The 13,153-nt window shown below is 70.2% G+C and carries 14 protein-coding genes; 9 read left to right on the top strand and 5 right to left on the bottom strand.

Features of this window, described 5'->3' with window-relative positions; translation table 11 throughout:
- The first annotated feature begins 252 nt into the window (after window positions 1-252).
- The 4 genes from SGFS_RS08110 to SGFS_RS08095 are packed head-to-tail and all read left to right on the top strand — an operon-like array spanning window position 253 to window position 3,232.
- Window positions 253-1,662, top strand: coding sequence for an aromatic ring-hydroxylating oxygenase subunit alpha (locus tag SGFS_RS08110; protein WP_286248930.1), 1,410 nt, complete (start codon window positions 253-255; stop codon window positions 1,660-1,662).
- On the top strand, window positions 1,659-1,973 hold the full coding sequence (locus SGFS_RS08105; RefSeq protein WP_286248927.1) for a 2Fe-2S iron-sulfur cluster-binding protein: 315 nt from the start codon (window positions 1,659-1,661) through the stop codon (window positions 1,971-1,973). The genes SGFS_RS08110 and SGFS_RS08105 overlap by 4 nt, the downstream gene beginning before the upstream one ends.
- Before the next feature lie 7 nt (window positions 1,974-1,980).
- Complete coding sequence (locus SGFS_RS08100; protein ID WP_286248924.1) at window positions 1,981-2,196, top strand: transposase; 216 nt, start codon at window positions 1,981-1,983, stop codon at window positions 2,194-2,196.
- Window positions 2,197-2,200: 4 nt separating this feature from the next.
- Complete coding sequence (locus tag SGFS_RS08095; protein ID WP_286248922.1) at window positions 2,201-3,232, top strand: NADP-dependent oxidoreductase; 1,032 nt, start codon at window positions 2,201-2,203, stop codon at window positions 3,230-3,232.
- A gap of 50 nt (window positions 3,233-3,282) precedes the next feature.
- Here the strand turns inward: SGFS_RS08095 and SGFS_RS08090 are convergent, their stop codons facing one another.
- The 4 genes from SGFS_RS08090 to SGFS_RS08075 form a co-directional block, all read right to left on the bottom strand.
- Window positions 3,283-3,597, bottom strand: a complete 315-nt coding sequence (locus tag SGFS_RS08090) for a putative quinol monooxygenase (RefSeq protein WP_286248919.1) — start codon at window positions 3,595-3,597, stop codon at window positions 3,283-3,285.
- 70 nt (window positions 3,598-3,667) lie between these two features.
- Entirely contained in the window at window positions 3,668-5,404 is a 1,737-nt protein-coding gene (locus SGFS_RS08085; protein ID WP_286248918.1) for a PEP-utilizing enzyme, read from the bottom strand.
- 32 nt (window positions 5,405-5,436) lie between these two features.
- Window positions 5,437-6,261 (bottom strand): SDR family NAD(P)-dependent oxidoreductase, encoded by an 825-nt coding sequence (locus tag SGFS_RS08080; RefSeq protein WP_286248915.1) that lies wholly within the window; start codon window positions 6,259-6,261, stop codon window positions 5,437-5,439.
- Window positions 6,258-7,535 (bottom strand): aromatic ring-hydroxylating oxygenase subunit alpha, encoded by a 1,278-nt coding sequence (locus tag SGFS_RS08075; protein ID WP_286248914.1) that lies wholly within the window; start codon window positions 7,533-7,535, stop codon window positions 6,258-6,260. The genes SGFS_RS08080 and SGFS_RS08075 overlap by 4 nt, the downstream gene beginning before the upstream one ends.
- Window positions 7,536-7,690: 155 nt before the next feature.
- Here SGFS_RS08075 and SGFS_RS08070 point away from each other — a divergent pair, with 155 nt between their 5' ends.
- From SGFS_RS08070 to SGFS_RS08055, 4 genes are all read left to right on the top strand, one after another.
- A complete protein-coding gene (locus tag SGFS_RS08070; RefSeq protein ID WP_286248912.1) occupies window positions 7,691-8,146 on the top strand; it encodes a VOC family protein in 456 nt (151 codons plus the stop codon).
- Window positions 8,147-8,242: 96 nt separating this feature from the next.
- Entirely contained in the window at window positions 8,243-9,235 is a 993-nt protein-coding gene (locus SGFS_RS08065; protein WP_286248910.1) for a thiamine pyrophosphate-dependent dehydrogenase E1 component subunit alpha, read from the top strand.
- A 5-nt stretch (window positions 9,236-9,240) separates the two neighbouring features.
- Window positions 9,241-10,266 (top strand): alpha-ketoacid dehydrogenase subunit beta, encoded by a 1,026-nt coding sequence (locus SGFS_RS08060; protein ID WP_286248909.1) that lies wholly within the window; start codon window positions 9,241-9,243, stop codon window positions 10,264-10,266.
- Window positions 10,263-11,699 (top strand): 2-oxo acid dehydrogenase subunit E2, encoded by a 1,437-nt coding sequence (locus tag SGFS_RS08055; protein ID WP_286248907.1) that lies wholly within the window; start codon window positions 10,263-10,265, stop codon window positions 11,697-11,699. Before SGFS_RS08060 ends, SGFS_RS08055 begins: the two co-directional genes overlap by 4 nt.
- Window positions 11,700-11,721: 22 nt before the next feature.
- Here the strand turns inward: SGFS_RS08055 and SGFS_RS08050 are convergent, their stop codons facing one another.
- Window positions 11,722-12,330: a TetR/AcrR family transcriptional regulator gene (locus tag SGFS_RS08050; protein ID WP_286248906.1), complete on the bottom strand. Its 609-nt coding sequence runs from the start codon at window positions 12,328-12,330 to the stop codon at window positions 11,722-11,724.
- A gap of 141 nt (window positions 12,331-12,471) precedes the next feature.
- Here SGFS_RS08050 and SGFS_RS08045 point away from each other — a divergent pair, with 141 nt between their 5' ends.
- Window positions 12,472-13,128, top strand: coding sequence for a TetR/AcrR family transcriptional regulator (locus SGFS_RS08045; protein ID WP_286248904.1), 657 nt, complete (start codon window positions 12,472-12,474; stop codon window positions 13,126-13,128).
- Window positions 13,129-13,153 lie beyond the last annotated feature (25 nt).

Here is a 13,153-nt window from a genome sequence, read left to right as displayed (position 1 = left end):
CCCCGCGGCGCTGGGCCCGGGACGGGCAGACGCCGACCCGGAACAAGAAACTTATGAGGCACTACAGCCTCAAGTGCGTCGGAGTGTGACACGCCCCGGCGAGCTTGGGGAGAGGGGTGTCGCAAAAAATTCCAGGCCGGGCGACGGTATTCGTGATGACCTCGGGCGATGTGGCTCCGTCCGCCGTCGCGAGTGTTGCTCCCGACGGTGGCAGCTAACTACACTCACTCTAAAGTTTCTGCCGGAGGAGAGATGATGGACGAAACGTCGGAGACGGTCACCGCACGGTGCCCCGGGCCAAGCGTCCAGGACTACCTCGACCAGGACAGCCGGCCCGTTCCCGCCGCCCTGAGGTACGAGAGGAACGACTACCTCGGCAGCGAGGACATCGACGCCACACGTTTCACCTCCCGCGAGTGGGCCGAACGCGAGATGCGGCAGGTGTGGCGGCGCGTCTGGCAGTTCGCCTGCCTGGAGAGCGAGATCCCCGAGGTCGGAGACCACGAGATCTACGAGATCGGCGACGACTCGCTCATCGTCGTGCGCACGGCCCCCGACGAGATCCGCGCCTTCGTCAACGTGTGCCTGCACCGTGGCCGGAAGCTCCGCACCAGCGGCGGCAACGTCGGCGAGTTCCGCTGCCCGTTCCACGGTTTCGCCTGGAACCTCGACGGCACCATGCGGACCCCGCCGTGCGCCTGGGACTTCCCGCACGTCGCTCCGGAGAAGTTCGCGCTGCCCGAGGCCCGGGTGGCCACCTGGCGCGGCTTCGTCTTCATCAACATGGACCCGTACGCGGAGTCCTTCGACAGCTACCGCGGCACCTTCGACGAGTACTACATCTGGCCGCTGGAGAACCGCTACAAGTCGCTGCACATCGCCAAGGTGCTGCCCTGCAACTGGAAGATCGCGCAGGACGCGTTCATCGAGTCCTTCCATGTGATCGCCACCCACCCGCAGATGCTGCCGTGGCTCGCCGACGCCAACTCGCAGTACGACGTGATGGCGGACCAGCCGAACTGGAACCGCATGATCAACATCCAGGGTGCTCCCAGTCCGCACGTGGCGGACTCCGTCACGGAGGAGGACGTCCTGGAGACCTTCTACGACTCGCGTGCGTTCTACTCGGCGGCCCAGGGCCGCGACCTGGTGATGGGGGAGGGCGACGAACTGCCCGCGATCCCGCCGGGCGGCACCGCCCGCCAGGTCCTCGCCCAGCGGATGCGCGAGCAACTGGCGTCCACCTCGCAGCAGGACTTCTCGCAAACCCCGGACGCCGAACTGCTGGACGCCATCAACTACCTGCTGTTCCCCAACTTCAACCCGTGGGGCGGCGCCAAGTCCAACATCATCTACCGGTTCCGGCCCAACGGGCTCGACCCCGACTCGTGCACCGCCGAGATCATCTTCATGTCGGCCCCGAAGCAGCCCGGCGAGATGCCGCCTCCCGCGAAGATCCGCTGGGTGCCGGAGGACATGCTCTTCGCGGACATCCCCGAACTCGGCGTACTCGGGCCCGTCTTCGACCAGGACTGCGAGAACCTGCCCTACGTCCAGCAGGGCCTGAAGGCGATGCGCAAGCCGGGCATCACCCTGGCCAACTACCAGGAGAGCCGCATCCGGCACTTCAACCGGACGCTCGACCACTGGATGAACAAGTGACCCACCGCGTGGCGGTCCGGCCCTCGGACGTCGAGATCGAAGTCCTCGACGGCGAGGACCTGTTCAGCGCCGCCGGGCGGCTCGGCTACCGCTGGCCGACCGTCTGCGGCGGCAGGGGCACCTGCCGCACCTGCTTCGTCCGGATCGAGGAAGGTGCCGAGAACTGTTCCCCCGTGGACCCGCTGGAACGCGAGGGCATCGAGGCCCTGCGCAAGCCGGTGGACGGCCTGACCCGGCTCGCCTGCCGGCTCCGGGTCGAGGGCCCGGTGACCGTGACCAAGCGCGGCGTACGCCGCCGAGTGCAGGAGTGAGGGCCCCATGACCAAACAAGTGATCCACCCGCTGACCGGGCATGTGTACCGGCTCACCGAGGACGGCCTCGTCGAGGTGACCGACCCGAGGACCGGCGCGCAGGGCGTCTTCGACTTCCAGGCCCGGTGGCAGTCGGGCGAACTGCGCCACGCCGATCTGCAGATGGCCGGCTGGGTGGGCCGGCTCGCCCGGCGGCGCGGCGTCCCGCAGCCGGGGGAGTGACCCTGTGACACCCCGGACCACTCGGGTGGTCTGTCTGGTGCGCCGGCCCGACGGGGAACCGGTGCCCGGTGACTTCGCCGTTGAGGAACGCCCACTGCCGCCCCTCGGCGAGGGACAACTGCTCGTCCGTAACCTCTACATGAGCGTCGACCCGTCCATGCGCGGACGGCTGGAGAGCACCGAGAAGCACTACACGCACAACTTCACCCCCGGCTCGCCGCTCGACGGCCGGGCTCTCGGAGTCGTGGAGGAGAGCCGCTGCTCCTCGGTGCCGGCCGGTGCCTTCGTACGACACCAGTCGGGCTGGCGGGAGCGGGCCGTCCTGGAGGCCGCGGAGACCGACGGCGCGGGTCGCATAGACCCGCGACTCGCCCCGCTGCCCACCTGGTTGGGGCTGCTCGGCCAAACCGGTTTCACCGCATACGTCGGCCTGACCCGGATCGCCGAACTCCGCCCCGGCGACACCGTCTTCGTGTCGGCGGCGGCCGGGGCCGTCGGTACTGCCGCCGGGCAGTTCGCGCGCCTGCTGGGCGCGGGGCGGGTCATCGGAACCGCCGGAGGGCCGGACAAGTGCGCCCTGCTGGTGAAGGAGTTCGGCTATGACGCCGCCGCGGACTACCGCGCCGAGCCCGTGCGCGAGGCGCTGGCGCGGCTGGCACCCGACGGCGTCGACGTCTACTTCGACAATGTCGGCGGTGAGCAACTGGCCGCCGCCCTGCACGCTTTGCGCACCGGTGGCCGGGTCGCCCTGTGCGGCATGATGTCGCAGTTCGGCGGCGAGCGACGGCCGGTGGACATCAACCAGCTGATCCAGGCGGTCCTCAAACGGCTGACGCTGCGCGGTTTCATCGTCCGCGACCACGACGACCTGCGGCCGGAGTTCGAGCAGCGGGTCGCACACTGGCTCGCCGAGGGCCGTATCACCGCGCGCGAGACGGTCGTGGACGGCCTGGAGAACGCCGCGGGGGCGCTGCTGTCCCTGCTCGGCGGCGGCAACGTCGGCAAGATGCTGGTCCGGCTGGACGATGCCCACTGACCGGGCTGGACGACTCCCAGCGAAACGGCGCCCCCGGCAGGGGCGCCGTTTCAACGCATGGGGTGTGACGCGGCGAGCGTGTGGGCCGTCAGACCGACCCCGACCCGGGTCAGCCCCGCCACTGCCGCCCGGAAGTCCTTGATGTGCGCGGTGGTGAAGTGCTCGTCGAGGGCCTGCCGGGAGGTCCAGTGCTCGAAGACCCGGATACGCCGCGCGTCGGTGGGGTCGGCGGTCATGGCGTAGTCCAGGCAGCCGGGTTCCCGCTCACGGGTGTGCCGGCCCAGCTCGACGAGGGCTTTGAGCATGGTGTCGCGGTCACCGGGTTCGTAGTCCATCCAGCCGGCGACGATGACTTCCTCGGTCACGGGGGTTTCCTTTCGCGGTCATGCCCTCGGGCCCGCCGCCCCGGTGCGGGGGCGGCGGGCCCGAGGTGCTTCAGACGCCGAGCGGCGCCGGGACGCCGTCCACGGTGACCGTGCCCCGGTTGCCGTCGACCGTGATCACCATGCCGTCCCGCAACCGTCGCGTTCCGCCTTCGACGGAGATGACGGCCGGGATGCCCAGCTCCCGGCAGACCACGACGGCGTGGCTGTTGATTGCGCCGACGTCCACCACGGCCGCTCCGGCGACCAGGAACAGTGGGGTCCAGGCCGCGTCCGTGATCGGCGCGACCAACACCTCACCCGGCTCCAGCGCCTCGCACGAGGCCGGATCCGTGACCACCCGCACCCGGCCGGTGTACATGCCGTGGCTGCCACCCACGCCGCTGAGCACATCGCCCTCGACCGCGGCCTCGGTGCGCTCCTCGGCGCGCCGCGGCCAGGTGTCGATCTCGGTCCGCGCGTCGTCCGCGACGAAGAACGGCGGTTCCAGCTCATGCAGCCCCGCGTACTCCTGAAGCCGTCGCGCGATGACGGGGCCGAAGGACTCCGGGTCGGCGACATAGTCGTCGAGTTCGGTGTCCAGCAGCATCATCACGTCCTCGGGCTTGGCGAAGCGCCCCGCCTCGACCCCGCGGCGGCCGAGCTCGCGCAGTGCCATCCGGATCTCGTTGACGACGGTCACACAGTTGGCCTTGGTGCGCTCGCGGGCCGGGATCCACACCTGGGAGGCGTGCATGCCGGCGTCGAACATCGGCCGCGCGTCCTCGGCCAGCACGGCCCGGATCTCCTGCGCGGTCCGCTCGCGCCGCTCGGTCAGGCGAGCCCGTCGGGCGGCCGGGGAGTCGTCGTCGGAGCTGTGTCGGATCCGGTCGACCAGCGCCAGTGCCTGCACCGGAGCCGCCTCCCAGGACAGTGCGTGGATGTCCCACTCGTTGGGGCCGCGGTCACCGGACTCGGCCAGGAACTCCTCGAAGGCGTCACGGAACGCCTTCACGTCCCCGCTCGCGCCGTCGAGCGCATGCTCCACCGCCGCCGGACCCTGGTCGAACAGAGCGGTCAGCTCGGCCGAGGCCGCCACCTGGCGGGACAGTGTCCACAGCCCGTCCGAGGGGGAGGCCGAGTCGACGTCACCGAGACCGCCGATGAGGTCCAGCATGGCGCCGGGGCGGTCCACGCTCGCGCACAGCGGCCCGAGGATCGCGGGGCCGACGGACGCGGGCAGCGACGACTCGACGTGCCGTTGGAAGGTCGTCTCCACCTCGTCCAGCAACGACCGTGCGTGCGCCACCAGCGCGGCGTCCGACAGTCCGGTCGGGTCCGGTCGCTCGCGGCGCAGGCGGCGCAGCCGTTCCCGGTCGGCGTCGGCCTCCGGGAAATTGGCCTGCCCCAGCATCCGCTGGAGCGTGCCGCCGGCCTTGGCGGTCAGTTCGGCGTCCTGGTCGTCGGGGTGCGCCACGTACACCGGGGTGTCCGAGCGCTGGCCGACGAAGGCGGCGTCGATCTGGTCCGCCGTCTGGCCCATACGGATGCCGAACAGCCGCATGTGCGACAGGTTGAGGTAGAAGTAGCCGCCGAACATCCCGACGAACGGCGGTCGAGGGCCGGCCACCTCCTCCTCGTGGTAGATGCCGAAGCCGACGAAGCCCTTGCGCCAGCCGTGCAGACCGCGCCCCCAGACCAGGGTCCAGCCCAGGGGGCTGGCCGGCTCCGGCAGGGTCTCGCCCGCGTTGGCCCGCGTGTAGTGCGGCAGCCGCTCACTGCGCTGCCAGTCCGTGATCCAGCTCTTCATGGCCGAAGATCTCCTGCCGTCCGTCCCGGTGCCTACCACTGCGCCGTACCGCCGTCGACGCTGATCAGCGTGCCCGTGATGCCGGCACCGGCGTCGCTCGCCAGCAGCGAGGCGACGGCCGCGATCTGTTCCACGGTGGTGATCTGCTTGGTGGCCGCGTGCTCCGCGAAGCGGCCCAGCCACTCCTCGTACGAGATGCCCTCGGCCTCCGCCGCGGCCGGGCCCGCCGCCCGCATCAGGTCGGTGTCGACGGCGCCGGGGCAGATGGCGTTGCAGGTGATGCCCTGGGTGCCGTACTCGAAGGCGGTGGCCTTGGTCAGGCCGTGGATGGCGTGCTTGTTGGTGATGTAGTGGCTGATCGCGGGCTTGTTGGCCTGCTTGCCCTCGACCGAGGAGATGTTGATGATCCGGCCCCAGCCGCCCGCCAGCATCTTCGGCAGCGCGCGCCGGGTGCCGTAGAAGTAGGCGTTGAGGTTCAGCCTGAGGGCGTCGTGCCAGGCCTCGTCGCTCAGCTCGTGGACCGGGGCGAAGCCCGAGGTGCCGCCGGCGTTGTTGACCCAGATGTCGAGCCGGCCGAAGCGCTCGGCGGCGAAGTCGGCGAGGTTCTCGATGTCTTCCTGGCTGTTGGCGTCGCAGGGGTGGAAGACGGCCCGGTCGCCGGCGCCGATCTCCTCCAGGGCCTGCTTGCCCTTGAGCTCGCTACGGCCGCTGATGACGACCGTGGCGCCGTCGGCCAGGAATTTTTCGGCGATGGCGCGGCCGATGCTGCGCGTGCTGCCCGTGATCACCGCGACACGTCCGTCGAGGCTGCCCGTAGCCACCATGGTGTTCTCCCGCGAGTCTTGTTGGTTCGTCACCTGGCGGCTCTGGGGGCTGCTTCGTCCAGGTGCTGGTGAATGGTGCGGTGGAAGTGCTGGAGTCCGGGCTCGTTGCGTCCGAAGACGAAGTCGGTCCCGTTGAGGGCGGCGAGGCCCTGCTGGACTCCGTAGGTGGTCGCGTAGTCCTCGTCGCGGACCACCTCGTGGAACCACTCGCCGAACCGGTCGGCGGCCTGGCGCTCCTCCTCGGTGACCGGCGGTTCCCGCAGCAGGATGATCTGCTGGGTCACCGACTCGGTGGCCGTCCGGGGGAGCACCAGGGAGACGGCGATCTTCTGCCGCCAGCCGCCGGCGATCGCCAGGCCGGGGAAGAGCCAGTAGATGGGGCCGACGCAGTCTCCCGGGTCGCGCTGGTCCGGGGACAGCTCGACCGCCTGCGCGATCGGACGCAGGGCCGGTGCGATGCGCTGGTGGGGGCCCCAGGTGTCGTGGGCCATCATGTTGGAGAGGTTCGTCTCGAACACCGTCTTCGGGTGCAGCGAGGCGAAGTGGTACGTCTCCAGATACCCGTCGAGGGTGACCTTCCAGTTGGGGCTGGTCAGCTCGCCGGTGGAGTAGTGGTGGCACTCGGCCAGCCGGAGGCCCTCCAGGAGTGGCTGGAGGTCGCCCAGCCAGGCGTCCAGGTCGGGTTCCGCGGCCGGGTCCAGCGAGACGAAGACGATCCCCGCCCGCTCCCCGGCCGGAAGCCTGACGAGGCCGCGGCCCTCCCGCGGAACCTCTCCGAAGGTCTTCTCGGCGTATACGCCGCGCAGCTCACCGGCCAGGTCGTAGGACCAGGAGTGGTACGGGCAGGTGAGCCGCCTCGACACTCCGCAGCCGGGTTCCAGGAGCTTGGCCCCCCGGTGCCGACAGGCGTTGATCATCGCGTGCACGGCGCCCTGGCGGTCCCGGGTGATCAGCACCGGTACACCCAGCACGTCCAGCGCCTTGTAGGTGTTCGGTCCGGGCAGCTCGCAGGACATGGCGAGCGGCAGCGGAACGCTCCGGTGGACGGCTTCCGTCTCCCGTCGCCAGCGGTCGGCGTCGAGGTAGTTGGCGACAGGTTCCGTCCACTGGCCGTCCGCCTCGTGCGTCGTGTTGTCGCGGTAGTGCGCCACCACGCGTTCGACGAGTTCGGCGGCCTCCCGCCGCATCGTCACGGACGCGGCGTCGGTGGACCGGTCCTGGCTGATCCACGAGGAGTATTCGGGGGCCGAGGGCGGCTCGCGCCCGGCGTCAGTCTCCCGAATCTCCGGCGAACTGGTCTGGACCACGATGTCCTCACAATCCTCCCAGCCGCGAGCCGGTGACCGGCTTCGGAATGCGACAGCTGGGCTGTGTCCGAAACGACAACAGGACTTAGTGTGGTGTGTCAATAGAAAGTGACGAAGTCGCTGCGCGGCGTCCTGTGGGGGTGGGTGCGATGGTCATGACCCGGCCGTTCGAGGTGGGCGTGGTGGTGCGGGACTTGGAGCCGATGGAGCGCTTCTACTGCGACCTGCTCGGTTGTCGCGCCGTGCACCGCTCGCGCGTACCGGAGTCCGTCGGGGGTCCGGCCGGCCTCGGTGGAGAGCTGGTCGTGGTCTGGCTCCAGGTGCCCTCCGGGGGGTGCGTCAAGCTGCTCCTTCCCTCGTCGCCCGCGGCGTCGGCGCATGAGGCGCTCCCGCTCGTAGGGTGCACCGGGCTGTCGTATCTGACCTTCCACCTCGACGACCTGGACCCGGTGGTGGCGGCGCTGGCGGCCGCGGGTGCCCGGCCCCTTTCGGAGCCGGTCGTGGTCCTGGCGCGAGGGCGGCGCGTCAGCTTCTGGTCGGATCCGGAGGGCAATGCCGTCGAGCTGGTGGACGCGCGGGGTGAAGACTCGGGTCCGGGGCGTAGTAATTAGAGATGCTGTTCAGTAAGGTGCCCCGTGCTGGTTACTGTAGACCGGTACAAGTAAGTCAGATTGCTTGGCAACCTCCCTCGGGCGAAGGGGCGGACGATGGCTCAACGAGCGTCGACGGCGTCAAAAGAATCCGCGCAGGTCATCAAGGATCTGCACGAGCGCATGGTGCGTATCCGACTGTTCGAGACCGAGGCGGGCAAGCTCATGGAGGCAGGCAAACTGCCCGGCTTCCTGCACCTCTACGTCGGCCAGGAAGCCGTGGCCGCCGGCGTGATGGCCGCCCTGCGCGACGACGACCAGATCACCTCCACCCACCGCGGACACGGGCACGCCGTGGCCAAGGGCGTCGGCTTCCGGGAGATGTACGCCGAGCTGTACGGCCGCGCCACCGGCGCCTGTCTCGGCCGCGGCGGAAGCATGCACATCAACGACGTCACCCGCGGCATGCTCGGCGCCAACGGCATCGTCGGAGCGGGCGTCCCGATCGCGGTGGGCGCCGCCTTCGCCGCCCGGTACAAGGGCGAGGACAGCGTCGCGGTGACCTTCTTCGGCGACGGCGCCACGAACATCGGAGCCTTCCACGAGGGAGCCAACATGGCCGCCATCCTCGGCCTGCCCGTCGTCTTCGTCTGCGAGAACAACGGCTACGCCGAATTCACGCCACAGTCGAAGCACATGCTGATCACCGACGTCGCCGAGCGGGCCGCCGCCTACGGCATGCCCAGCGTGATCGTCGACGGCATGGACGCGGTCGCGGTCCACCGCGCCGCCGCCGAAGCCGTCGATCGGGCCCGGTCAGGCGAGGGCCCGATGATGATCGAGGCCAAGACCTACCGCTACTTCGACCACCAGGGCGTCAAGGGTCTGCGCCACCCCTACCGCTCCGACGAGGAGGTCGCCGAGTGGAAGGCCCGCGACCCCATCGACCTGCTCGAGGCCCGCGCCGTCGCCGACGGCACCGCCACCCGCGCGGAGCTGGACGACGCCTGGCAGCGCACCCGCGACGAGATCGCCGAGGCCATCGCGTACGCCGAGGCGAGCCCTCTGCCCGACACCGCCGACCTGCTGCTCAACGTCTACTCGGGATGACCGCCATGACCACGCTCACCGAAACACAGGCCGTCGCCCCGAACCGCACGGCCCGCAAACTGTCCTACGTCAAGGCCTTCAACGAAGGCCTCGCCCAGGCCATGCGCGAGGACGAGAACGTCTTCGTCGCCGGCGAGGACGTGGCCGGCTACGGCGGCGTCTTCCGTATGTTCGACAACCTGCTCGACGAGTTCGGCCCCCGTCGCATGATCGACACCCCGATCTCCGAAGCCGCCCTGGTCGGCCTCGGGGTGGGTGCCGCCGCTCGCGGGCTGCGCCCTGTCGTCGACCTGATGTTCATGGACTTCATCGGTGTCTGCCTCGACCAGATCGTCAACCAGGCCGCCAAGATGAAGTACATGTTCGGCGGCTCGGTGTCCGTGCCGCTCACCATCACCACCGCTTCCGGGGCGGGCCTCGGCGCCGCGGCCCAGCACAGTCAGAGCCTGGAGGCCTGGCTGGCCCATGTGCCCGGCCTCAAGGTGGTGATGCCGTGCGACGCGTACACCGCCAAGGGCCTGACCGTCTCGGCGATCCGGGACGACAACCCGGTCGTCGTCATGCTCAACAAGGTTCTGCTCGGCAGCACCTGCGAGGTGCCGGAGGAGATCTACGGCATCCCGCTGGGCCAGGCGCACATCGCCCGGCAGGGCTCCGACGTCACCGTGATCGCCCTGGGCCGGATGGTGGGGGAGGCCCTCGCAGCGGCCGACGAACTCGCCACCGAGGGCGTGGAGGTCGAGGTGATCGACCCCCGCACGGTGCAGCCGCTGGACACCGAGACGATGTTCGCCTCCGTCCGCCGCACCAACCGGGTGCTCGTGGTGCACGAGGCCGTCACGTTCGGCGGGCTCGGCGCGGAGATCGCCGCGCAGATCCAGGACACGGTCTTCGACCATCTGGACGCGCCGGTCCTGCGCATCGGCGCCCCCTTCTCTCCGGTGCCCTTCTCCCCGGTCCTGGAGAAGGCGTACGTGCCCGATCGCGCCCGCATCGTCCAGGGCTGCCGACGCCTCCTCGAAAGGTCGTGACCGACGTGGCGGTCGAGGTTCTGCTGCCGAAGATCGGCCTGACCATGCAGGAAGGCACGATCGACGAATGGCTCGTGGCCACCGGCGCCGCCGTCGAGGAGGGCGACGCACTGCTGCGGCTGGCCACCGACAAGGTCGACGTGGATGTCGAGGCGGAGGCCGGGGGACTCTTCCACCCGGTGGTCCCGGCGGGAGCCACCCTCCCGGCCGGGGCCCTCATCGGCTGGCTGCTGGCCGAGGGCGAGCAGCCACCGGACCCGGTGGGTACGCCGATGCCCGCCGGGTCCGGGACCAGCGGTACGGCCGCCGCGCCGGCGGTTTCGGGCGCCGCATCCGCTCCCACGGCGTCGGTTGCGCCGTCCCTCAACGGCAGCTCCGCCACCGGCGGCACCGGGAACCGACTCCTGGTCTCACCGAACGCCCGACGGGTTGCGTCCGAGGGCGGCGTCGATCTCACGCTCGTCCGCGGCACCGGGCCCGGAGGCCGGATCGTCTCGGAGGACGTGGAGGAGTTCCTCGCCGACGCCGAGGCTTCCCCGGCGGCCCAGGCATCGCCCGCGGTCCTGCCGGCCGACCCCGTCCTCCCTGTCTCGCCGCTGGTCCGCCGACTGGCGAAGGAGCGAGGCATCGAACTCTCGCAGGTGAACGGCACCGGGCCCGGCGGCCGGATCCGCAGGTCCGACCTCGACTCCGTCACCCCGGCGCCCGCACCGGCGCCCGTCCGCCGGAACACCGCACCTCGGCCGGGAGACGTCCTCCCCCTCACCGGGATGCGCGGCACCATCGCCCGCCGGATGCACGCCAGCCTCCAGGAGATGGCCCAGCTGACGCACGGTTACGAGGTGCGGATGGACGCCGTGGTGGCCCTGCGGAACCGGCTCAAGGAGGAATGGGCCGACAGCGAACTGCCCGTGCCCAGCCTCAACGACTTCCTGCTGAAGGCCGCCGCATCGGCCCTGCGCGAACACCCGCTGCTCAACGCGACGGTGCGCGAGGACGGCGTCCATCTGCTCGACGACATCCACCTGGGGTTCGCCGTGGCCGTTCCGGGCGGCCTGATGGTCCCTGTGATCGAGGACGCGGTGGCTCTGCCACTGCCCGAGATCGCCCGCCGGTCGAGGGCCCTGGCCCAGGCCGCGCGCGAGGGGCGGGTCTCCCCGGCCCAGCTGGAAGGCGCCACCTTCACCGTCACCTCGCTGGGCGGATACGGCGTCGACTTCTTCACACCAGTGATCAACCCCGGCAACGTCGCGATCCTCGGGGTGGGCAGACTCAGGGACGGCGTCGAGTGGAGGGACGACCGACCGCTGCGGACGCGGGTGCTCACTCTGAGCCTCACCTTCGACCACCGCGCCGTCGACGGAGCACCAGCGGCCGAGTATCTGCGCACGGTCGGAGAGCTGCTGCGAAAACCACTCCGTCTGCTGATGTGATCCACCGGCCGGCAGGCCCGGCTCACTCGGCCGTCGGGTCGGCGATCCGCTCGGCAAGGTGGCTGACCTCGCGGACGAAGGAGCGGTGCCCGAGCGACCGGTACAGGTCGTCACCCCGGACCTGCGAGATCGCCGCGGTCTCCAGCAGCGCCAGCAGGCCCAGGCCGATCACCGCCGCCTCCGCGTCGGAGACCGACTCCCGGGCCTTGTGGATCAAGCGCACCAGTCCGGCCAGCAGCTTCGTACGGCTCTCCTGGCGCAGCGCCTCGGCCTCCTGGCTCATACCGGCCGACGACACGAAGAACACGGTGGCCGCGGACCGGTGTTCGCCCAGCCAGGCCACCAGCGTGGTGATCGCGGGTCCGATGTCCGAGTCGGGCCCGTGAGCCTCCGTGATCGCCTCCAGCTGCTCGCACAGCGCGGCGGCGAACACCCGCATACCTTCCACCAGGACCTGGTCCTTGGAGGAGAAGTGGTAGTACACCGCTGCCGAGGTCATCTCCGCACGAGCGGCGATGTCGGCCACCGTCACCTCGTCCGGCGGCTGGGTGGCGAACAGCTCCGTGGCTGCTTCGATCACCCACTGCTTGCGCGACGGACGGTGAGCGGCGCGGGTCCCGGATGTCGTCATGATGTCAAGTATGCAGGGACCTCGGTGTCCCTGAGGCACACGCGTAGCAGGAATTACACCGTCGGCCGGTGGGAGTTACTGGATAGCATGGTCAGTACACAGGGCCCACGCACGCGGGTCCACGGCAGTCGCCAGGGGAGCATGATGGCCACCACGAAGAACGGCAAGCAGCCCGCTCACCGACCCTCGCGGCGGCAGCACATCATCAACGCCGCCGTGCGGGTGTTCGGCCGCAACGGATTCGCGGAGACCAGCATCCAGGACATCGCGGACGAGGCACAGGTGGTGCCCACGGCCGTCTACTACCACTTCGACGGCAAGGAGGAACTGCTCGAACTCGCCATGCGACGGGTCTTCGACCAGCTGAACGCGGTCGTGGAGGCGGCCCGGCCGGAGTCCGAGCCGGGCGATGCGGAGGGGCTGCTGCGCGTCATCGACGCCGTGTGGGACTGGGTGGAGCAGAACCCGGACGAGGCCCGCCTGTACCAGGTCCAGATCGCCTCCGCGAACGGCAGCGTCAAGGCGCTGCGGGACGAGTTCGAGCAGCGGCACATCCAGCGCGGCTACGACTATCTGCCCGAGGGCACCTCCCGCGGCCCCCGGGCGGCCAAGGCCAGGCACGCGGCGCAGGCGCTCGCGGTCCGCACCCTGATCAGTACGACCATGCTCGTCATGGCACTGCGGGCGGAGGGAGGGCCACTGTCCCAGATGCCCTCGCGATCCGTACTGGAGGCGGTCAGGGCGCTGGCGCTGCGCATCGTCGCCGCTGATCGGAAGTCGGCCGGGACACGGGCCTGAGACCCCCCGCTCAGGACCGGCCACC

Origin of the sequence: Streptomyces graminofaciens (assembly GCF_030294945.1) — a bacterium.
Lineage (GTDB): Bacteria > Actinomycetota > Actinomycetes > Streptomycetales > Streptomycetaceae > Streptomyces > Streptomyces graminofaciens.
This window is presented reverse-complemented; position numbering and strand designations above follow the sequence as displayed.

What these genes read in the sequence shown, in the direction of transcription:
- SGFS_RS08110 (WP_286248930.1), top strand. Translation starts at nt 253, where the DNA reads ATGATGGACGAAACGTCGGAGACGGTCACCGCACGGTGCCCCGGGCCA.
- SGFS_RS08100 (WP_286248924.1), top strand. Translation starts at nt 1,981, where the DNA reads ATGACCAAACAAGTGATCCACCCGCTGACCGGGCATGTGTACCGGCTC.
- SGFS_RS08085 (WP_286248918.1), bottom strand. Translation starts at nt 5,404, where the DNA reads ATGAAGAGCTGGATCACGGACTGGCAGCGCAGTGAGCGGCTGCCGCAC.
- SGFS_RS08070 (WP_286248912.1), top strand. Translation starts at nt 7,691, where the DNA reads ATGACCCGGCCGTTCGAGGTGGGCGTGGTGGTGCGGGACTTGGAGCCG.
- SGFS_RS08065 (WP_286248910.1), top strand. Translation starts at nt 8,243, where the DNA reads ATGGCTCAACGAGCGTCGACGGCGTCAAAAGAATCCGCGCAGGTCATC.
- SGFS_RS08060 (WP_286248909.1), top strand. Translation starts at nt 9,241, where the DNA reads ATGACCACGCTCACCGAAACACAGGCCGTCGCCCCGAACCGCACGGCC.
- SGFS_RS08050 (WP_286248906.1), bottom strand. Translation starts at nt 12,330, where the DNA reads ATGACGACATCCGGGACCCGCGCCGCTCACCGTCCGTCGCGCAAGCAG.
- SGFS_RS08045 (WP_286248904.1), top strand. Translation starts at nt 12,472, where the DNA reads ATGATGGCCACCACGAAGAACGGCAAGCAGCCCGCTCACCGACCCTCG.